General features: G+C 67.7%; 14 protein-coding genes and 5 pseudogenes. 18 read left to right on the top strand and 1 reads right to left on the bottom strand.

Going from position 1 to position 20,192, the window contains the following annotated elements:
* The 10 genes and pseudogenes from ACFYO2_RS45700 to ACFYO2_RS45745 form a co-directional block, all read left to right on the top strand.
* A partial coding sequence (locus ACFYO2_RS45700) for an RNA-guided endonuclease InsQ/TnpB family protein (protein ID WP_388362357.1) occupies positions 1-525 on the top strand: 525 nt, incomplete at its 5' end.
* 56 nt (positions 526-581) lie between these two features.
* Positions 582-1,421 carry an endonuclease/exonuclease/phosphatase family protein gene (locus tag ACFYO2_RS45705; protein ID WP_388362359.1) on the top strand — a complete coding sequence of 280 codons (840 nt, stop codon included), beginning with the start codon at positions 582-584 and terminating at the stop codon, positions 1,419-1,421.
* A 536-nt stretch (positions 1,422-1,957) separates the two neighbouring features.
* A pseudogene (locus ACFYO2_RS45710) lies at positions 1,958-2,452 on the top strand (transposase domain-containing protein); the annotation flags it as partial.
* 135 nt (positions 2,453-2,587) lie between these two features.
* A pseudogene (locus ACFYO2_RS45715) lies at positions 2,588-3,440 on the top strand (urea carboxylase-associated family protein).
* A 612-nt stretch (positions 3,441-4,052) separates the two neighbouring features.
* Positions 4,053-5,324 carry a branched-chain amino acid ABC transporter substrate-binding protein gene (locus tag ACFYO2_RS45720; protein ID WP_388362362.1) on the top strand — a complete coding sequence of 424 codons (1,272 nt, stop codon included), beginning with the start codon at positions 4,053-4,055 and terminating at the stop codon, positions 5,322-5,324.
* A 106-nt stretch (positions 5,325-5,430) separates the two neighbouring features.
* On the top strand, positions 5,431-6,477 hold the full coding sequence (locus tag ACFYO2_RS45725; protein ID WP_388362365.1) for a branched-chain amino acid ABC transporter permease: 1,047 nt from the start codon (positions 5,431-5,433) through the stop codon (positions 6,475-6,477).
* Positions 6,478-6,479: 2 nt separating this feature from the next.
* The gene (locus ACFYO2_RS45730; RefSeq protein WP_388362368.1) at positions 6,480-7,790 is read left to right on the top strand and encodes a branched-chain amino acid ABC transporter permease; all 1,311 of its coding nucleotides are present in this window, start codon (positions 6,480-6,482) and stop codon (positions 7,788-7,790) included.
* Positions 7,787-8,608, top strand: coding sequence for an ABC transporter ATP-binding protein (locus ACFYO2_RS45735; RefSeq protein ID WP_388362370.1), 822 nt, complete (start codon positions 7,787-7,789; stop codon positions 8,606-8,608). The genes ACFYO2_RS45730 and ACFYO2_RS45735 overlap by 4 nt, the downstream gene beginning before the upstream one ends.
* A complete protein-coding gene (locus tag ACFYO2_RS45740; RefSeq protein ID WP_388362372.1) occupies positions 8,605-9,348 on the top strand; it encodes an ABC transporter ATP-binding protein in 744 nt (247 codons plus the stop codon). The genes ACFYO2_RS45735 and ACFYO2_RS45740 overlap by 4 nt, the downstream gene beginning before the upstream one ends.
* Before the next feature lie 61 nt (positions 9,349-9,409).
* Entirely contained in the window at positions 9,410-9,763 is a 354-nt protein-coding gene (locus ACFYO2_RS45745; RefSeq protein WP_388362427.1) for an EamA family transporter, read from the top strand.
* A gap of 34 nt (positions 9,764-9,797) precedes the next feature.
* On the opposite strand, the pseudogene ACFYO2_RS45750 reads toward ACFYO2_RS45745, so the two are convergent.
* A pseudogene (locus ACFYO2_RS45750) lies at positions 9,798-10,358 on the bottom strand (SLC13 family permease); the annotation flags it as partial.
* Between the two features lie 256 nt (positions 10,359-10,614).
* Here ACFYO2_RS45750 and ACFYO2_RS45755 point away from each other — a divergent pair.
* From ACFYO2_RS45755 to ACFYO2_RS45790, 8 genes and pseudogenes are all read left to right on the top strand, one after another.
* Positions 10,615-11,556 (top strand): annotated as a pseudogene (locus ACFYO2_RS45755) (IS200/IS605 family accessory protein TnpB-related protein); the annotation flags it as partial.
* 302 nt (positions 11,557-11,858) lie between these two features.
* Positions 11,859-12,059, top strand: a complete 201-nt coding sequence (locus ACFYO2_RS45760; RefSeq protein ID WP_388362373.1) for a hypothetical protein — start codon at positions 11,859-11,861, stop codon at positions 12,057-12,059.
* 314 nt (positions 12,060-12,373) lie between these two features.
* A pseudogene (gene aspA / locus ACFYO2_RS45765) lies at positions 12,374-13,787 on the top strand (aspartate ammonia-lyase).
* Positions 13,788-13,853: 66 nt separating this feature from the next.
* Positions 13,854-15,302: a four-carbon acid sugar kinase family protein gene (locus ACFYO2_RS45770; RefSeq protein ID WP_388362375.1), complete on the top strand. Its 1,449-nt coding sequence runs from the start codon at positions 13,854-13,856 to the stop codon at positions 15,300-15,302.
* On the top strand, positions 15,302-16,171 hold the full coding sequence (locus tag ACFYO2_RS45775) for a ketose-bisphosphate aldolase (RefSeq protein ID WP_388362377.1): 870 nt from the start codon (positions 15,302-15,304) through the stop codon (positions 16,169-16,171). The genes ACFYO2_RS45770 and ACFYO2_RS45775 overlap by 1 nt, the downstream gene beginning before the upstream one ends.
* Before the next feature lie 155 nt (positions 16,172-16,326).
* On the top strand, positions 16,327-17,076 hold the full coding sequence (locus tag ACFYO2_RS45780; RefSeq protein WP_388362380.1) for an aspartate/glutamate racemase family protein: 750 nt from the start codon (positions 16,327-16,329) through the stop codon (positions 17,074-17,076).
* Between the two features lie 676 nt (positions 17,077-17,752).
* On the top strand, positions 17,753-19,171 hold the full coding sequence (gene ltrA / locus ACFYO2_RS45785; RefSeq protein WP_388362381.1) for a group II intron reverse transcriptase/maturase: 1,419 nt from the start codon (positions 17,753-17,755) through the stop codon (positions 19,169-19,171).
* Between the two features lie 709 nt (positions 19,172-19,880).
* Complete coding sequence (locus ACFYO2_RS45790; protein ID WP_388362384.1) at positions 19,881-20,192, top strand: hypothetical protein; 312 nt, start codon at positions 19,881-19,883, stop codon at positions 20,190-20,192.

Below are 20,192 nucleotides of genomic sequence, written 5' to 3' on the forward strand. Positions count from 1 at the left end.
TTCCCGCACCGCAAGGCCAAGGACCGTACCGCCAACCACCAGCGCGCTGTGGAGAAAGTCGCCGAACTGCACGGCAAGGTGCGTCGCCAGCGCCTTGACCACGCGCACAAGACAGCGCTCGGTCTGGTCCGCGCACACGACGTCATCGCGCACGAAGACCTCAAGATCCGCAACATGAGCAAGGCCCCCGCACCGAAGCCCGACCCCGATCAGCCGGGCGCGTTCCTGCCCAACGGGGCCGCCGCGAAGGCCGGACTCAACACGTCGATCAACGATGCCGGATGGGGGGTGTTCCTGACGATCCTGCACGCCAAGGCTGAAAGCGTCGGACGGGAAGTGATCGCCGTGGACCCCCGCAACACCTCCCGCACCTGCCCCGAATGCGGGCACACCGCCAAGGAGAACCGGCCCACACAGGAAAAGTTCCACTGCGTCGCCTGCGGCCACCACGCGCACGCCGACACCGTGGCAGCCGCCAACGTTCTACGGGCCGGGCTGGTCCGTCGCAAGGCCAACCCGGCATAGCGAGAAGCCCCCGGCTTCAGCCGGGGGAGGAGTCACGGATCCGTGTCGAGGAGGCGATGGTGCTCGGAAAGGGCACGTGGTTGTTCGTGGGTGCCATGGTTGTGGCCTGGATGGTGCTTTCCGGCCCCAGTGCCCCGAGCGGAGCCCTCGACGCCGGATCACTGCCCGCCGAAGCCGTCAGAGACGTCGTACCGAACCGGGTCATGACGTGGAACCTCTGCAACCCCTGCGAGACGGGCAACGACGACCGGGCGGCGGAGATCGCCACGTTCGCGCCCCAGGTCGTCGGCTTGCAGGAAGCGTGCGTGGGTGACGTCGAGCAGATCCGGGACTATCTGGAGAACCTTCACGGGCTCGTCTACCACGTCGAGTACGGGGCGGTCCTGAGGAACTGGGGCCGTTGCGGGGGAGCGCCGTGGAATCCGGGCGGCTACGGCCAGGCGATCCTCTCGGCGGCGCCGATGACCGACGTCGTCACCGAGGAGTATCCCGACGGCGGCTCCGAGGACCGTGGGTACATGGCGGTCACCACCACGGTGGCCGGCCGCCCGGTCCGGGTTTTCAACACCCACCTCGCCGAACGACGTCAGGAGGCGGTCCGGGCGGACCAGGTCGCCGTACTCGCCAAAGAGGTCGCCAGGCACGACCCCGCGATCGTCATCGGCGACTTCAACGCCGTGCCGGACGCCTCCGAACTCACGAGGATGTGGAAACTGGCCGCGGACGCGGACCCCCAGTGCCACCCCTCACCGACCGCCACCTGCGAGCCGACCACCGACTGGCAGAGCAAGTTCGACTACGTCTTCCTGCGAGGTTACGTCCCCCTCAACCGCCGTGTGCATCCGAACGCGGCCTCGGACCACCACGTGCTGTACGCCGACCTGGACCCGGCGTAGGCGGGCAATCGGGCCGCTGCTCAAAAGAAGCCCTGCTCGTACTTCCGGCCAGGGCGGTGGCACCGGCGGCCAACACAACCCCTGTGGAGCCCTGGGGCGCACATCGATCTCACCTTCGCCCACTCCGATCAGCGATTCCGGCGGTCCTGCTCCTTGTGCGGTGACCCCGCCGACCGCTGTTCCTGGCGCGTCGGCGTACGCCGCACCGAGGACTCCCGCGGCCCTCGTGGACTGCCGCCCTGCGGAGATCGTCAGGGGCCCTGTACCGGAACGCGTAACGCTTGATCCCCTACACCACGACACGGCAACGCCGGTGCGTTAAGGATGTGTGCGCCCTGTCAAGAGGGCGGGACTTCTGGTAGTTCGCATGGTGTCGAAGCCATTGCGAGTGTCCCGGAGGTCCCGTTGCCGCAGAATTCTGTCAGCGTCAGGTCTGGCGAGACAGCCCTGGACGTGTACGCGCCTGGCCACCTGGGCGAGTTGACCGAGATCATCGACCCTGAGTTGGTCGACGCGGTTAGGACACCGGTGTCCGACAGCAGCGGCTGCGGCTGCTCCCGGCGCGCGTCGTGGTGTACTTCGTGCTGGCCCTCGCCTTCTTCGAGCGATCCTCTTACCAGGCGGTATGGGCCAAGCTCACGGCGGGACTGGGCAGCGTGCCCGTGGCCCACCCGTGTGCCTCGTCGCTGGCCGGTGCCCGGCGCCGGCTGGGAAGCGGACCGCTGCGCCACCTGTTCTCGATCCTGGCCGGCCCCGTGGCCGACCACCGCCAGTCCTGCGCCTTCTACCAGGGCCTGCGCCTGGTCGCCGTGGACGGCACCACCCTGTCCGCTCCCGACGAGGAAGCGGTGACCTGGCACTTTCGCAAACACATCGGCAGGGTCCGCGCGTTCGGCTACCCGCTGGTGCGCCTGGTGGCCCTCGTGGAGTGCGGCACACGGGCTCTGGTGGACGTGGTCTTCGGACCCGACGACGTCCTTCGCCGTCATGGCCGACGAGGCCGGGTTCCAGGCGCCGTGGGTGGCCCGTGACCGCGAAATCTGCAATCTCGTACGTCGCGGTCGCCGCCAGGACGCGAGGGATGCCCTGAGGCTCTACCTCGACGACTCCGAACGCCAGGTGCTGGACGCCGTGCGCGCGGACTCCCGGACGAAAGGCACGACCCCATGACCTCGCAGTCTTCCAAGGCCGCAGCCGCCTACCAGGCGACCGAGGGCGGCGCCCTCGACGTCGACCGAGCGTTCTACGGCCGCTTCGCGGGCGTACGCCACGAACTGGTGGAAGCCTTCGAGATACCGATCCGCTCCGGCCGCGCCTGGACCGTTCCGCAGGGCCACCTTTGTCGCATCGTCACCATCGAGGGACCGCAGGTCGGCGACCTCAACGTGTGGAACCTCCACGATCCGCGCGAACGCACGGACCCGCCAGCTGCAGCGGGCGCACATCTCCACGTACGACCGGGTGTGGTCCAACCTGCCTTTCCTGCGACCACTGTTCACGGTCACGGCCGACAGCCTCGCCGACTACGGTGTCGACGCCGATGGCGGTCGCGTGCACGACCTGTTGGGCACGCGATGCGACCCGTACGTCAACCGTATGCTCACCGGCGAGGACTTCGACTTCCACTGTCACTCGAACCTCGTACGGGCCGTCCTGCCGTACGGTCTCACCGAGTTCGACGTGCACGCCGTACTGAATGTCTTCCAGTGCACCGGACTCAACGCCGACGATCAGTACTTCATGAAGGACTGCCCCGCGTGCGAGGGGGACTACTTCGAGTTCTTCGCCGAGACCGACCTGCTGTGCGCCCTGTCCACGTGCCCCGGCGGGGACTTGTCGGTCCCCTTGTGGGGCCCCGACGCGCGCGACCCCCTGGACGTGTGCCGCCCCCTCGGCGTCGAGATCCACCGCCCGGACAGCGCCCTGCTGGACGGCTGGACCCCGCCGGGCCGGGCCGCCTACCGCAATCTGCATGGCATCCGGCGGCCGGAGTGGAGCGAGTCGGAGGCGCCCTCCTGAGCATCCGGTGCCCCTCCTTCTCGGGCTGTGCCATAGCAGCCGAGGCGGGTGAGCTGCTCCCGGACGTCAAATGTCAACGCCGATAAGCAAATCCTGACCAGCGTCGTTGACGTCCCGTCGGAGATGCTCAGGCGTCCTCGACCCAGGTTGACAGCTTTAGGCCGGTTCCCTAGTGTCCTCTGCCATACAAGCTGTGGCAGGCCGCGCGTGGGAACCACGGGCGGGTTGAGGAGCTCGACGAACTGCTCAGCGCCCCCACGTGAGGCGCCGCGGAGTCGCTGCCGCGCCGTACAACCGCGAGCAATTCAGGGGTGGCGAGTCGACGCATAAGGTCGGCAACAAGCGACCGAAACAACTCGTACTCGTTGTCCGGGTCGCAGACAGCATCTCGACAGCACTGACAGCTGCGTAGTGCGAATTCACTACTGCCAGGTGGATTGTGCGACCAAAGCGACCCAATCCGCCAGCTGGGGCCGCTTCTTTGGCGTGTCTTCTTCCTACCCCGCAGTACGGTCACAGTTCAATTCCGAAACACAATGAGTACGTTGGAAGGTGTTCTCTCGTAACACAGGCACTCCAAATTCCCCACTACCTGCGGTGATGAGGAGTGGGATGTCCAGATCAGCCAAGATTTTCGCCACGGTTGCGGTGGCCGGGCTCGCATTGAGCGCCTGCGGAGGCAATGCCTCGGGCGGCTCGGACGACAACTCGTCGAGCGGTGACCCGCTCGTCATCGGTGTGGACCTGCCACTTCAGGGAGCATCGAAGGACGCGTCCGAGTCGACGGTCAACGCGATGCAGCTCTACCTGGACCAGATAGCCGGCAAAGCCGGAAAGTACAAGGTGAAGCTCAAGGTCTACGACGACTCGACGGCCGCCAAGGGCGCCTGGGACGACGCGACGTGCGCCAAGAACGCGCAGGACCACGTGGCCAACTCCGAAGAGGTCGCGGTCATGGGCACCTACAACTCCGGCTGCGCGAAGCTCGAGGCACCGGTTCTGAACCAGGACCCGAGCGGCCCCATGCTGATGGTGTCCCACGCGAACACCAACCCCGGTCTGACAAAGGCATGGGACCCGGGTGAGCCGGAGAAGTATTTCCCGTCCGGAAAGCGCAATTACGCGCGTGTCATTGCGACCGACGACTACCAGGGCGCGGCGGGAGCCCAGTTCGCCGCCAAGGACCTCGGCGTCAAGAAATGCTACGTCCTCAATGACAACCAGACCTACGGTCAGGGAGTCGCCAAGGCGTTCGCGGACGAGGCGAAGAAGCAGGGCATCCAGGTGCTCGGCAACCAGGCCTGGGACCTCAAGCAGCCCAACTACACTGCGCTGTTCACCAGCATCAAGGCGACGAACCCGGACTGCGTCTATCTCGGCGGCATCTTCGACAACAACGGCGGCCAGCTGGTCAAGGACAAGGTCAAGGTCCTCGGCGACAACTCCAAGGTGAAGCTCATCGCCCCCGACGGCTTCAGCGGTTACCCGGACTTCGACAAGCTGGCCCAGGCCCAGGGCTCGTACCTCACCTTCGCGGGCCTGACCACCACGACCCTGCGCGAGCAGGGCGGCGTCGGCGCGAAGCTGCTCGACGCCTTCAAGAAGAAGTACGGCGCCGACCCGGCCACCAACTACGCGCTCTACGCGGTAGAGGCGCTGCAGGTGATCCTGAAGGCGATCGAGGGATCCGACGGCACCCGGAAGAGCATCACGGAGCAGGTCTTCTCGGGCAGCGGGATCAGCATCCCGGCCGACAAGTCGGCCGTGGGCAAGAAGCTCACCATCTCCCCGAAGACCGGTGACGTCGACGTCCTGGACATCTCGGTGATCAACGTCAAGAACAACACCGAGAACTTCCTGAAGCCGTGGCCCGTCACCAGCTGACCTGAGGCCCCGCGGGGCGGGCGGCATCCGACCGGGTGCCGCCCGCCCGGGACCGGCTTTGCGGCCGGCCCTCCGCATCGTCACCCCACCCCTCGCGAGGACCTTCATGGCAGCAACTGCTACCAGCGTCGTGGTGCCCTCCACGATCGACCGCAAGGCGGTCTTCCAACGCTATGCCACGTACGTCATCCTTCTCGGCGTCGTCGTCTGGCTGGCCGTCAACCTGATCCACTCACCGTCACAGTTCTTCTCGGCGGGTGCTGAGGGATTCAGCAACGGGATGCTCTACGCGCTCATAGCGCTCGGCTACACCCTCGTCTACGGCATCATCGAGCTGATCAACTTCGCCCACGGCGACCTGTTCATGCTCGGAGCCCTCTTCAGCGGATTCCTCCTGACCACCGTCATGGGCGCGGACCAGTCCAACCTCCTCGGCTGGGTGCTCTTCCTCGTCACGCTGGTTGCCACCATGGCCTTCTGCGGCGGCGTCAACGTGACCCTGGAGTTCGTGGCCTACCGGCGCCTGCGGCGGGCTCCCAAGCTGGCCCCGCTGATCACCGCGGTCGGCATGAGCTTCATCCTGCAGTTCGTCGGCCTGAAGTGGAACGGCTCGACGCCCAAGCAATGGCCCTCCGTACTCCCCGAAGGAGATTTCGGCTTCGGCGACTTCAAGGTCGACTACAGTCTGCTGGCCGTCGTCGCGGTGACCGTGCCGGTCCTGCTGCTGCTGAGGTGGGTGGTCACCAGCACCAGGCAGGGCAAGGCGATGCGGGCCGTCGCCCAGGACCAGGACGCCGCCCGGCTGATGGGCGTCAACGTCAACCGGACCATCTCCTTCACGTTCCTGCTCGGCGGGGCGCTGGCCGGTACGGCCGGCGTCATGTACCAGCAGGTCGTGGGCACCACGGCGTACAACCTGGGGTACCAGATGGGGCTCATCGCCTTCACCTCCGCGGTTCTCGGGGGCATCGGCAACATCACCGGCGCCGTGCTGGGCGGCCTGCTCATCGGTGTCATCCAGGGTTTCAACGACGGCCTGCCCTACGGGTTCGGACAGCGTTGGTCCCAGAGCGTCGTCTTCACCATCCTCATCCTGCTGATGGTCTTCAAGCCCGAAGGCCTGCTGGGCCGACCGACCACGGAGAAGGTGTAGCCATGGCTTCCGAGGCTCCGAGCCGGGCACGGCGGACGCCGGGCCTGGCCATACCGCACCGCATGCGCTGGCCGCTCGGGTACACCGCGGTGGCGCTGCTGGTGTTCCTGGCGTACTACTACTGGATCCCGAACCTGGGTCCCGACGGCCAGACGTTCTTCCGTAACTGGCTGCCGCTCACCTCGGTCAACGAGGCGCTGGTCTGGGTGATCTGCGCGCTCGGCCTGAACATCGTGGTCGGCTACGCCGGCCTGCTCGACCTGGGCTTTGTCGCCTTCTGGGCGCTGGGCGGCTACACCGCCGGCTGGCTGATGTCCAGCTTCTTCTACCAGGTCAACGTCCATGTCTTCGGCGGAGCTCTGGGCACCGTTCCCGGTATCCACGTCAGTTTCTGGCTGGTGCTCCTCGTCGCCGGCGCGTTCTGCGCGATGTGGGGCGTGATCATCGGCGCGCCCACCCTTCGGCTGAAGAGCGACTACCTCGCGCTGGTGACGCTCGGTTTCGGCGAGATCATCCCCCAGGTCTTCACCAACGGCGACGACATCGGCGGCTTCAACCTGACGAACGGCACCAAGGGCATCACCCCGGTCGACCCGATCGGCATCGGCTCCACCAAACTCGGGCCGTTCGACCTGGTGTGGAAATACCTGATCTTCGTGGGGATCGCCGCCGTCGTCGTCTTCATCTCACTGCGGCTGCGCGAGGGCCGGCTCGGCCGCGCCTGGCTGGCCATCCGGGAGGACGAGCTCGCCGCGAGCATGATGGGCGTGCCACTCATGCGCACCAAGCTCTCCGCCTATGCCGTCGGCGCGGTGGCGGGAGGCCTGGCGGGCGTCGCCTTCGCCACGCACGTCGGAGGCGTCCTGCCGGACCGGTTCAACTTCTCCATCTCCATCACCCTGCTGGCCATGGTCGTGCTCGGCGGCATGGGCAACGTGTGGGGGGTCATCCTCGGCGCCCTCATCCTCGCCTGGGTCAACTCGACCGGCCTGCCCCAGTTCGGGACGTCCTTCAACGAGCAGTTCGGGACGGACATCAACTTCCCGTCGTACAACTACCTGCTGTTCGGCGGCATCCTCGTTCTGATGATGCTGTTCCGCCGTGAGGGCATCCTGCCGGAGTCGCGGACCAGGCTGGTGCTGCACGAACCCAGCCGGACCGACATGGAGTCGCTGCACGCCGACCTGGAGGCGCCCGCCCCCGAGTTGGACGAACCGCAGCGGACCGCTGTGTCCGACGCATCGGAGGAGACCGCTGTGGCCGACGGACCGGAGAAGGCCGTCGTGGCCGATGGACTGGGGGAGAAGGCATGACGACGACCCCTCAGACGGCGCCGCAGGACGCCGTCACGAGCGTGAAACTGCAAGCCGACCACATCACGGTGAAGTTCGGCGGCCTCGTCGCCGTCAACGACGTGAGCTTTACCATCCCGGACCAGTCCGTCGTGAGCCTGATCGGGCCCAACGGCGCGGGCAAGACGACGTTCTTCAACGTGCTCACGGGCCTGTACCGGGCGACGAGCGGACGGGTGGTACTGGGCGACAAGGACGTCACCAATCTCGTGCCGCACCGGATCGCCGCCCTCGGTATGGCCCGTACGTTCCAGAACATCCGGCTCTTCGGACTGATGACGGCCGAGGAGAACGTCAAGGTCGCCATGCACTCCAAGCTGAAGTCGGGGCCCTTCCACACGATCGTGCGCACCCGACGGCAGCGCCGCGAGGAGAAAGAAGCCCAGGACACCGCCCGGGAGTTGCTGGACTTCGTCGGCATCGGCAAGGTCGCGGGCGAGTACGCACGCAATCTGTCCTACGGCGACCAGCGGCGACTGGAGGTCGCACGGGCGCTGGCACTCGACCCGACGGTCCTGCTCCTGGACGAGCCGACCGCCGGCATGAACCCCCAGGAGTCGGGCCGGTTCGCCGAGTTCGTCCACCGGGTGCGGGCCGAGAAGGACCTCTCGGTCCTGCTCATCGAGCACGACATGAGCGTCGTCATGCAGGTCTCCGACCGGATCACCGTGCTCGACAGAGGAGAGAAGATCGCCGAAGGCGGCCCGGACGACATCAGGTCCGACACCCGGGTCATCGAGGCGTACCTCGGCAAGTCCGGAAGGGACAAGACCATATGAGCGGCGCCGCCGGCGTGATCGACACGCGCGAACCGATGCTCGAACTCGACGAGATCCACGTCTACTACGGCAACATCGCCGCGGTGAAGGGCTTGTCACTGACCGTCTACCCGGGCGAGATCGTCACTCTGATCGGCTCGAACGGCGCGGGCAAGTCCACCACCCTGCGGGCCATTTCGGGCCTGCTGCCGGTCCGCGGGGGCACGATGACCTTCCAGGGCCGGAAACTCAACGGCGTGCCCGATCACGAAGTCGTCCGACGTGGCATCGCCCACTCCCCGGAGGGGCGGCGCATCTTCCCCCGGATGACCGTCGACGAGAACCTCGACATGGGCGCGTTCCTGCGCAAGGACAAGGAAGGGATCGCCGAAGACCGGGAGATGATCCTGGAACTCTTCCCCCGGCTCCGGGAGCGGCTCCACCAGAAGGCCGGCACCATGTCCGGCGGTGAGCAGCAGATGCTCGCCGTCGGACGGGCGATGATGGCGAAGCCGCAACTGCTCCTGCTCGACGAGCCTTCCATGGGCCTCGCTCCGGTGCTCGTCGACGTCATCTTCGAAACCATCGCCCGGATCCGCGAGCAGGGCACCACCGTCCTGCTGGTGGAACAGAACGCCCTGGCCGCACTCGAAGTCGCGGACCGCGCCTACGTCCTGGAGTCCGGTGCACTGAAAGTCCAAGGACCCGCAGACGAGTTGGCCGAGGACGAGGAGATTGTCAAGGCATACCTCGGCGGCTGAGGGAGGCGCTCTCGTGCAGGCGATACCGTCCATGACGCGAGCGCACCGACTCGGCCTGCTGATGGGTACCGTCTCCGCCGTCCTGGTCGGTGTGTCCTTCGTGGCGAGCAGCAAGATGGCGCACTATCCGTTCCTGGGTGGACAGGCGGTCCGCTACGCCCTGGGGTTCCTGTTGCTGGCCGCGTTCTGTGTGTGGCGCAACTGGGCACCGGTCCGACGACTGACCCCACGGCTGTGGGCGCGGCTCACTCTGGTGACGGCGGCGGGCCTGGTCGGTTTCAACGTGGCGGTTCTCTCCGCCGAGCGCACGGCAGAGCCCGCCGTTCCGGGCGTCGTCGTGGGGTGTACGCCGGTCGTGGTGGCGATCCTGGCTCCGCTGATGGAGTCCCGGCGCCCCTCCGGATGCTCTCGATGATGCCCGCCTTCTCCAGCATGGCGATGTAGGTCATCATGCCCGCGACCAGCAGCAGGGTGGACCAGCTGACGCCGTCCACGGCCTTCTCCTGCCGCTTCATGTCCACCAGAGCCAGCAGGGCACCGGCCGCCAGAGCCAGGAAGCCGATCTCCAGATGGAAGCCGAGAGCGCCGACCACGAGGGCCACCAAGCAGGCGAGGGTGAGCCACTGGCGCCTGTCGGGCCTGCCGGACACGGCGAGGTCCTCGTCCTCGGCCGCATCCTCGGATCCCTCGGCCAGCGGGGCAGGGCGCTTGGCGAGCCGTGCGTAGGTGAGTGCCGAGAGCACCAGGTTGATCAGGAAGCTGGCGCTGAACAGCGTCACCGCGGAGACCTGCAGTTCGGTCTTGTCGACCAGGCCGAGCACCAGCGCACCGGAAACGGCGAGCGGGGAGAACGCGCCCGCGTGCCCGCCGCTGATCAACATCATGCCGACGACCAGCGGGTTGAGCTTGTAGCGGTAGGCGAAGTTCATGCCGATCGGCGCGAGGATCGCGACCGCCGCTGGTGTGAACGTACCGAACGCCGTCAGCAGGGCGGCCACCAGGAACAGCACCCAGGTTGGGGGTGCTGACCACCGCCGGCCCGCTGCCCGAGCAGGGGGTTGGGAATTGCTGCCGGTGTACTGAGCAGAAGTGACTTCTGGTGAGCGTGAGTGAGTGCCGGGGCTGGATGCGGTGGTTCATCTGCGCGCCAGGAGGGTACGCCGGCGGGGGTGTGCTGTGGCCTGCGGTTTCGGCAGGGGAACGGGAGTTCTCGGGTCGAATGGGTGACCTTTGCGGGGGCGGCTCGTTGACTTCGGTGACGGGGATCCTGCCCCGCTGGCCCACCTGGCCAACGCCTCCCACGGCCGGTATCTGCTGGACGCCACCGTGGCGTTCCAGCACCGCGGTCAGGAGTGGCGTGACCGGATCACCGCGTACCGGGCGGTGGCCTACCGCATCCACCACGACGTGCTCCGGGGCCGCTGGTATGTGACCGCGTCCTGGCAGCGCGCCGCCACCCCCGTCCTGCCGCTTCAGGCGGCCCTGGCGCGGGGGGTGGTGGCAGTGGACATGAACGACGACCACCTCGCCGCCTGGCACCTGGACGTGCACGGCAACCCGGTCGGCGAACCCCAGCGGTTCTTCTACAACCTGTCGGGCAGTACCGAGCACCGGGACGCGCAGATTCGCCACGCGCTGACCCGGCTGCTGCACCACACCCGCCGGTGCGGGGCCGCCGCGATCGCCATCGAAGACCTCGACTTCGCGGCGGAGAAGGGCCATGAGCAGCATGGCCGCAACAAGCGCTTCAGGCGGCTGCTGTCCCGTTTCCCGATCGCGAAGCTCAGGGCCCGGCTGGTGTCGATGGCCGCCGAACAGAACGTGGCGGTCGTCGCGGTCGACCCGGCCTACACCAGCCGCTGGGGTGCCCAGCACTGGCAGAAGCCCCTGACCACCCCACGACGCACAACGTCCCGGCACGATGCGGCGAGCATCGCGGTCGGGCGACGCGCCCTCGGGCATCCGATCCGGCGACGGACGGCACCGCCCCACGACGACCAGAGTGATCGTGGTGGGCATCGGACCGTCCAGGCCCGACCGGACACCCGCAGGCGTGAGGAAACCCGCCCCCACCCGCCCGGACCGCGCACCAGATGCGCGCCGCCCGGTAGTGGAGCGAAAGCGGGCGACCAGGGTGCCCAACACCGTTCGGGACACCCGGCTGAGCAAGAGGTCTGGCAACAGCACTCACTCCCGCTCAGCCTGTAGGAACGGTGGTGTCCCGTCTCTTCGGGGTGCAGGGGCTGGTGTTGCTGACGCCGCCCGACGGGCCGTTCCCTCCGGGCAGAACGGTGGCTCGCGAAGTGCTGGCCGGGCACCCGCTGATCATTTGTGCAGCGGGGCACGGCCGGGCGGGCCTATGCGGACGACCTACGCGAGCACGGTGTCGAGTTCACCGTCGCGGCCGAGACGGAACATCGGGTGTCGGTGCTGCCGATGGTGCCGGAGGGGATGGGGCTGGCGGTAGTGACCGACCCTGGCGGCGGACGGCGGAGCGGGCGGGCGCCCTGGTGCTCGATCTGGAACCGAACGCCGAGCTGCGCATCGCGCTGATCAGCCGCCGCGGCCCGCTGTCCCCGGCGGCGATGGCCTTCCTGGACGGAGCGCTGACGGAACCGCGAAAAGGCCGCCTTATAAGGCCACCTTATAAGGTGCATCGGGATTGTGTCTTGGACGCGCTGCCCGGCCCGCTGCTGCAATCGCTCCTATGACGAACCAGAACCACCGCATCGCCCTCATCCCCGGTGACGGCATCGGGACCGAGGTCCTGCCGCCGCCCGGCGATTCCCGAAGGTGCCAGTCCCCTTCCACAACGGCACAGCCTGGTTCCTGCCGTTCGGCGGCGCCTACTACAAGGCGAAGGACAAGTCGTTCTGAGCCGAACCGACGGCGGTGACACTGCGCGGACTTTCCGCGACGTGGTCGTGGCAAGTCCCTACCGCTCTGGCGGGTCGTGCTCGCTCGCCCCTTGCTGCACCCCACGCACACGCACGCCTGGATGCTCCGAGAGAAGGCCCGGCCTGCCATGACCGCCGTAGCTCACCGCAGCGAGCACGACCTGCTCGGCCACCGCGACATACCCGCCGAGGCGTACTGGGGCATCCACACCCTGCGCGCCAGGGAGAACTTCGCCATCACGGGGACGCCGATTGCCGCCTACCCGCACCTGATCGACGCTCTGGCCGCCGTGAAGGAGGCCTCCGCCCTGGCGAACGAGGAACTCGGCCTGCTGGAGCCGATGAAGGCCGCCGCCATTGGGGAGGCGTGCCGTGAGATCTGTGACGGCAAGCTGCACGACCAGTTCGTCGTCGACGTCATCCAGGGCGGTGCGGGCACCTCGACCATCATGAACGCCAACGAGGTGATCGCCAACCGGGCGCTGGAGCTGCTGGGGCACGCCAGGGGGGAGTACGGGTACCTGCACCCGAATGAGGACGTCAACCTCAGCCAGTCCACCAACGACGTCTATCCGACCGCCGTCAAGATCGCGACCGTGTACGCGGTGCGCGGGCTGCTGAAGGCGATGGCGGTGCTGCAGGACGCTTTCGCGGCCAAGGCGGTGGAGTTCCGTGACGTGCTGAAGATGGGCCGCACCCAGCTGCAGGACGCCGTGCCGATGGCGCTGGGGCAGGAGTTCTCGGCGTACGCGGTCATGCTGGAGGAGGACCGCAGCCGGCTGGCGGAGGCGGTGGAGCTGATCCACGAGATCAACCTGGGCGCCACGGCGATCGGCACCGGCCTGAATGCTCCTGCCGGATACGCCGAGGCGGCGCGGCGCCACCTGTCGCAGATCACCGGGCTTTCGCTGGTGACCGCGGTCAACCTGGTGGAGGCGACCCAGGACTGCGGGGCGTTCGTGCAGATGTCCGGTGTGCTCAAGCGGATCGCGGTCAAGCTCTCCAAGAGCTGCAACGACCTGCGTCTCTTGTCGTCCGGACCGCGCGCGGGTCTGAACGAGATCAATCTGCCGCCGGTGCAGGCCGGTTCGAGCATCATGCCCGGCAAGGTCAACCCGGTGATCCCCGAGGTCGTCAACCAGGTCGCCTTCGAGGTGATCGGCAACGACGTCACCATCACCATGGCCGCTGAGGCCGGGCAGCTCCAGCTCAACGCCTTCGAGCCGGTCATCCTGCATTCCCTCTCGCAGAGCATCACGCACCTTCAGCGCGCGTGCCTGACCCTGGCCGAGCGGGTGCGTCGCGGGGATCACGGCCAACACCGAGGCGCTGCGAGCGGCGGTGGAGAACTCAATCGGCCTGGTCACCGCCCTCAACCCGTACATCGGCTACGAGGCGGCCACCGGCATCGCCAAGGAGGCCCTCGCCACCGGACGCGGAGTCGCCGAACTCGTCCTGGACAAGGGCCTCCTGCCCGTCGGCACCCTCGCCGAGCTGCTCCGTCCCGAGGTCGTCGCGGGACCCGGTCAAGCCCTGGTGTGACGTGATCAAGCGCGACCTCGACTGACGTTCCCCCCTCAACTACTCATAACAGGTCAGGAATTCGCCATGTCTCTACCCCTTCATGCCCAGACGCGGCCCGTGCCCGAGGCCGCGGTGCTGGAAGGGCTGCCCCCGGTCCGCGAGGTGAGCGCCGCGGAAGTGGCCGCCCGCATATCCGACGGCCCCCGTCTCGTCGTCCTCGACGACGACCCGACCGGCACTCAGACGGTCGCCGACGTGCCCGTCCTGACTTTCTGGACGGTTGACGACCTGCGCTGGGCGCTGCGCCAGGACAGCGCCGTCTTCTTCGTCCTCACCAATACCCGCAGCCTGTCCCCTGAGGACGCGGCCGCCCGCAACCGCGAGGTGGTTCGCGCCCTGCACGCGGCGTCGGCGGCCGAGGGCACGGATTACGTCCTGGCCAGCCGTGGGGACTCGACGCTGCGCGGCCACTTCCCGCTGGAGACCGATGTCCTCGCCGAAGAGCTGACCGAGTTGGACGGCAAAGCTCCGCACGGAGTGGTACTGGTCCCCGCCTACATCGAGGCGGGCCGGCTGACCGTCGGCTCCAGCCACTGGATGCGGACGGCCGACGGGCTGCTGCCGGTCGGCGAGAGCGAGTTCGCCCGTGACGCCACCTTCGGCTACCGCAGATCGTCGCTGCCCGAGTGGGTCGAGGAGAAGACGGGCGGACGCATACCCGCGGACGAGGTCCTGCCCGTCACCCTGGACGACCTGCGATCTGGGGGCCCGGCGCACACGGCGCGGCTGCTGTCCTCGCTGCGCCGCGGACGCACGGCCGTGGTCGACGCGGTGTGCGACGACGACCTGCGGGTGCTGGCCCTGGCCCTCGCGGAGGCGGAGGAGAACGGCACACGGCTGCTGTACCGGGTCGGGCCGTCCTTCGTCAGGGCCCGCGCCGGACAGGCGGCGCGGGCACCGCTCACCCCGGCCGAACTGCGCCCGCTGCGCGGGGACGCACCGCACGGTCTCATCGTCGTGGGGTCTCATGTCGCGCTTACGACACGGCAGTTGGACCGGCTGCGGGATCGAGGCGGGATCACCGAGTACGAGCTGGACGTGGCCCTGCTGCTCGACGCGGAGCGGCGTGACGCCCACATCGCCGAGGTCGCGGCCGCGGCCGCCGGCGCGCTGGACTCGGCGGACGCCGTGATCCGCACCTCTCGTGTGCTGGTGGCGGGTGCCGACGCGGACGACAGTCTGGCGATCTCCCGCCGGGTCTCCGCCGCGCTCGTGGAGGCCGTGCGCAGGGTCAACGCCACCCGGCGGGCCGCCTTCGTCGTCGCCAAGGGCGGCATCACCTTCAGCGACACCGCCACCCGTGGCCTTCAGATCCGCCGTGCCTGGGCCCGGGGCACGCTGCTACCCGGCATCGTCTCGCTCTGGGAGCCCGTGGACGGCCCCACCGCCGGCATCCCCTACATCGTCTTCGCCGGGAACGTCGGTGACGCCGACGCGCTCGCCGACGCCCTCGACCTGCTGAGGAGTGCCTGATGCTGCTGCACGGAACCGATGCCCTGAAGGAGGCCGCGGCCGCCGGTCACGCCCTGGCGGGGTTCGTCGCCTACAACCTGGAGACGGTCCAGGGCATCACGGCCGCCGCCGAGGAAGCTGGACGGCCGGTCGTCATCCAGGCGGGCTCCAGCCCCTTCAAGCACGCCGGGCGCGAGGCCCTGATGCGGCTGGCGCTGGACGCGGCTGCGCGCTCCGTCGCCCCGCTGGGTGTGCACCTCGACCACAGCCGGGACCTGGACGAGATCACGGCCTGCCTGGAGGCGGGCTACACCTCCGTCATGGTCGACGGCTCCCACCTGCCGTTCGCCGAGAACATCGCACTGACGAAGGAGGCGGTGCGGCGGGCTCGTGACCACGGTGCCTGGGTGGAGGCCGAGCTCGGTGCCCTGCCGGGCGACGAGGACGTCTCCACCGACGCCGTCGCGCAGGCCGCGGCGATGACCGATCCGCAGCAAGCGGCCGAATTCGTGGCCGCGACGGGCGTGGACACACTCGCCGTCGCTGTCGGCAACGTCCACGGCTTCACCAAGCACCCGGTCCGCCTGGACCTGGAGCGGCTGGCCGCGATCCACCAGTCCGTACCGGTCCCGCTCGTCCTGCACGGCGCCAGCGGTCTGCCCGTCGAGGAGCTGCACGGCGCCCTCGCCCGAGGCGTCAGCAAGGTCAACGTCAACGCCGAACTGCGCCGCGCCTATCTGGAAGCCGTCCGAGTGACCCTCCCGTCCGCGTTGCCCGGCTCCGACGTCGTCTCCCTGTGGGCGGCGGGCCGCGACGCGGTCCGGGACGCCGCCCTGGAGGTCATCGGCCGCCTGAGCCCCCCGCACCGAGGGGGGAAACGCATGACCTGAACTCAGCCCTGCTGCCCTAGCCGCACCACACCGATGGACACAAGACCATCGTACGTCCCCCGGCCGTGCGCGTTGCGCGCGGTTCGCACGCTCTGTCTCGCGCTCTCGTGCCCTCCTCGGCACGCGGGCCGATACCGCACCCTGTTGGAGACACCATGTCCACCACTGCCTCGATCGCCGTGTTGCACACCAGCCTGCTGTTCATCAACCCCGATTCGGTCATCAACGAGTACCTCGCGGAACTCGCGCCGGACGCCAAGGTCCTGCACTTCGTCGACAGCGACGTGCTGGCAGCCGTGGTGCGCGACGGTGAGGTATCACCTGCCAGCACGCAGCGCATGGTGCACCTGGCCCAGGCCGCCGAGTCCGCGGGGGCCGACGTCATCTTCTCCGCCTGCTCCTCGGTCGGTCCGGCCATCGACGTGGCCCGACGCCTGGTCTCCGTCCCGATCGTCAAGATCGACGACGCGATGACCGCGTCAGCGGTCGAGACCGCGGACGCCATCGGCGTCCTGGCGACGGTCCCCACGACGCTGCCGCCGACCCGTGCCCTCGTCGAGGAGAAGGCCCGGGCGGCCGGTCGCGACATCACCGTCCAGGAGCGGCTGTGCGAGGGCGCCTTCTCGGTGCTGATGTCCGGTGACCGCGGCCGCCACGACGCGATGGTGCTGGACGGGGCACGGGCGCTGGCCACGGAGGTCGACGTGATCGTGCTGGCCCAGGCATCCATGGCACGGCTGGCTCCCGTGATCGCCGAAGCCGTCGCCAAGCCCGTGCTCTCCAGCCCGCGCAGCGGAGCGGAGAACGCGGTGCGTGTGCTGCACGAGCAGACGGCTGAGCCTGCCCACGCCACAGAGAGGGCCTTTGAGGCCATGGGATGGCAGGGAGGCTGCGGAGCCAGGTGACTGCACCGCGTAGGTGCGGCCCGGCTTCGTGGCTTTCGGGTGTCTTGTCGTATCGGGTGGGTGCGCCACGAGGCGCTGGTGCGCCGTGAGGCGCGGTGAATCGAAGGAGGTGCAAGACCTCCTCGCCAGGCTGTCGCAGCAGCCTGGTGGGAGCTGAGCGCAGTCCGACCCGGGAGACGCCGGGGAGGGCGGGAAGCAGCGCTGGCAAAGCCGGGACTGCTCGGAACTACCAGACGGGCCGGGTCCGGCGAGCGAGATCAGAGGGCGTACGAGAGGAACCAGTGGTAAAGCTCCGTAAGCGTGGCACCGGCTCAAATCTGGTGGATATGGGCCGGGTTGTAGCGCACAGTCAGCTCGTTGGGCGGGCTGACTCCGTAGCCGACTTGGCGTGTCGGTGGGGAGGCCACGGCGAAAGCCTGCGGCGTAACCGTGGCGAGGCTGCCGGGGCAAAGCTGGGCGCCGGACTGATCGATCGATTCACCGTGAACACGGGAACCATCCCGCGTCGTTCCCCGGGACCGGAATCCATCCGGGTTCTTGGGATAGATGCGTCGTCTGTCGAAGGCGCGGGATGGGGCGGAGGCCCCGTAGTAGTCCGAGCGGACGAGAGGTCCGTGCATGGCGAAGGGGGCCAGCAAGTCAGCAGTAAGGACGCTGGAATGCCGGGAGGCCGTTGGTGAATACCGACGAACTGGAATACGTCTTACTCAAGGCGGAACGCCGGGTACTGGAAATCCAGACCAAGCTGCACCGATGGGCCAGTGATGACCCTCATCGCAGGTTCGATGATCTGTACAACCTCGCCACGGACCCGGGCTTCCTGCTGGTGGCCTGGGATCGGGTGCGGAACAACAAGGGTGCGCGCACGGCGGGAGTGGACGGCGAGACCGCCTACTACATTGAGTCCGTGCGCGGGCTGGAGGGATTCCTTTCGGAACTGCGGGATGATCTCAAGGCCCGCACCTTCCGGCCCCTACCGGCTCGGCGACGCGCGATTCCCAAGGCTGGCGGCAAGGTCCGCTACCTGGGTATCGCGACCATCCGGGACCGGGTGGTCCAGGCGTCCTTGAAACTGGCGTTGGAGCCGATTTTCGAGGCGGATTTCCTCCCGTGTTCCTACGGGTTCCGTCCGAATCGCCGGGCTCACGACGCGGTGGCCGAGGTGCACCATTTCGCATCCCGCTCGTATGAGTGGATTGTTGAGGGTGACATCAAAGCCTGTTTCGACGAAATCTCGCACTCCGCTCTCATGGATCGGGTGCGGGAACGAGTCGGAGACAAACGCGTCTTGGATCTGGTGAAGGCATTTCTGAAGGCGGGCATTCTCGATGAAGACGGCACGCTGGTGGATACCAATGCCGGGACTCCGCAAGGGTCGATTCTTTCCCCGTTGCTGAGCAATGTGGCACTCTCGGTCCTGGACGAGCATATCGCCCAAGGGCCGGGCGGCCCCGGAGCCAGCCCGTATGGAAGGGCCAAGCGACGCCGCCAAGGTCTGCCCAACTACCGTCTTGTGCGGTATGCGGACGACTGGTGCCTGCTCGTGTCGGGCACCGAGGCACACGCCGTAGCCCTGCGGGAAGAAATCGCCGGGATCCTCTCCACGATGGGCTTGCGCCTGTCGCCGGAGAAGACCCTGATTACCCATATCGACGAGGGCCTTGTCTTCCTCGGCTGGCGCATCCAGCGCCACCGGAAGCGAGGCACCGGCAAACAGTACGTCTACGTCTATCCGGCCAAGAAGGCCCTGGTGACCGTCATGGCCAAGGTGAAGACGATCTGCCGGCGGAGTACGAACCTGTCGCTCGAAGACCTGCTGCGTCAGCTCAACCGGATGCTGCGGGGATGGACCGCGTACTTCAAGTACGGATGCTCGAATGCGAATTTCAGTTATCTGAGGGCCTACCTCTGGAAGGAGATCATCAGATGGCAGGAGCGCAAGCATCGGCGCGTTCCTTGGAAGGTACTACGCCGACGCTACGGCATCTGGCCCGCCGAGGGCGGGATGGAACTGTTCGACCCGGCAAGAGTGAGCGCCAAGCGCTACTACTACCGGGGAACACGCATCCCGACACTTTGGCCGAGCACAGCATGAAATGAAGACCGACCCACGGGACTTGTGGAGAGCCCGGTGCGCTTAGCGGTGCACGCCGGGTTCGGGAGGCGACCCGGAGAAACGGGCTGGTTGTGAGGCCAGTACCGCGCTCCGGGTCGACCTCACTGGAATCGAGTGAGGTGAGAGACCTTCACCGCCGGGTTGTCGCAGCAATCCGGCTGAAGCTGGGGGCAGTTCGGCTCGGGGGATGCCGAGTTGAGCGGTAAGCAGCCCCGACAACGTCGGGACGGGCTGGCATCGCCAGACAGTCCGGGTCCGGCTAGCGAGACGGGAAGGTGCACGCGAGGAATCAGTGCTTGACGCCCCGTAATTACGACACCGGCTCCAACCTGGCGGATGCGGGCCGGACGCAGTGCACGACCGCTGGCAGTTGGCGGTCGACTCCGAAGCCGGATCTACCTACCGGTGGGGAGGCCACGTCGAAAGCCTGCGGCGTAGGTGTGGCGATGCTGCCGGGGTAGAGCTGGGCACCTCACCCGTCGATCGATTCTGTGGTGAACGTGGGAACTGTCCGCGGTCGCCCCAGGCCGGACCTCCAGTTCGGTCGAGGGCAGGCCCGTCGCCGGCTGATGGCCGTTGGGCAGGGCGGAGGCTCCGTAGTACTTCGAGGCCGGGAGAGGCGGTCACATGGGGAAGGGAGCCAGCAAGTCAGCAGTAGGGACACTGGAATGCCAGGAGGTTATCGCCGGTGAATACCGACGAGCTGGAATGGGCCTTGATGAAGGCCGAACGCCGGGTACTGGAGATCCAGACCAAGCTGCACCGTTGGGCTGCTGATGATCGTCATCGCAGGTTCGACGATCTGTTCAACCTCGTGGCCGATCCCGCCTTCCTGCTGGTGGCGTGGGACCGTGTCCGGGGAAACAAGGGTGCCCGCACGGCCGGAGTGGACGGGAAGACCGCACGCTCCATCGAGGTCGGGCAGGGAGTCGAGATGTTTCTCGCCAGGCTGCGGACTCAGATTAGAGACCGCAGCCTGGCGACCGGTTCCCGTCCGTGA

The sequence above is a fragment of the Streptomyces sp. NPDC006602 genome (assembly GCF_042870385.1).
Taxonomy (GTDB): domain Bacteria; phylum Actinomycetota; class Actinomycetes; order Streptomycetales; family Streptomycetaceae; genus Streptomyces.

Excerpts from the sequence above, each read along its gene's own strand:
- ACFYO2_RS45705 (WP_388362359.1), top strand. The coding sequence starts at position 582 with ATGGTGCTCGGAAAGGGCACGTGGTTGTTCGTGGGTGCCATGGTTGTG.
- ACFYO2_RS45720 (WP_388362362.1), top strand. The coding sequence starts at position 4,053 with ATGTCCAGATCAGCCAAGATTTTCGCCACGGTTGCGGTGGCCGGGCTC.
- ACFYO2_RS45725 (WP_388362365.1), top strand. The coding sequence starts at position 5,431 with ATGGCAGCAACTGCTACCAGCGTCGTGGTGCCCTCCACGATCGACCGC.
- ACFYO2_RS45730 (WP_388362368.1), top strand. The coding sequence starts at position 6,480 with ATGGCTTCCGAGGCTCCGAGCCGGGCACGGCGGACGCCGGGCCTGGCC.
- ACFYO2_RS45735 (WP_388362370.1), top strand. The coding sequence starts at position 7,787 with ATGACGACGACCCCTCAGACGGCGCCGCAGGACGCCGTCACGAGCGTG.
- ACFYO2_RS45740 (WP_388362372.1), top strand. The coding sequence starts at position 8,605 with ATGAGCGGCGCCGCCGGCGTGATCGACACGCGCGAACCGATGCTCGAA.
- ACFYO2_RS45745 (WP_388362427.1), top strand. The coding sequence starts at position 9,410 with ATGGGTACCGTCTCCGCCGTCCTGGTCGGTGTGTCCTTCGTGGCGAGC.
- ACFYO2_RS45770 (WP_388362375.1), top strand. The coding sequence starts at position 13,854 with ATGTCTCTACCCCTTCATGCCCAGACGCGGCCCGTGCCCGAGGCCGCG.
- ACFYO2_RS45775 (WP_388362377.1), top strand. The coding sequence starts at position 15,302 with ATGCTGCTGCACGGAACCGATGCCCTGAAGGAGGCCGCGGCCGCCGGT.
- ACFYO2_RS45780 (WP_388362380.1), top strand. The coding sequence starts at position 16,327 with ATGTCCACCACTGCCTCGATCGCCGTGTTGCACACCAGCCTGCTGTTC.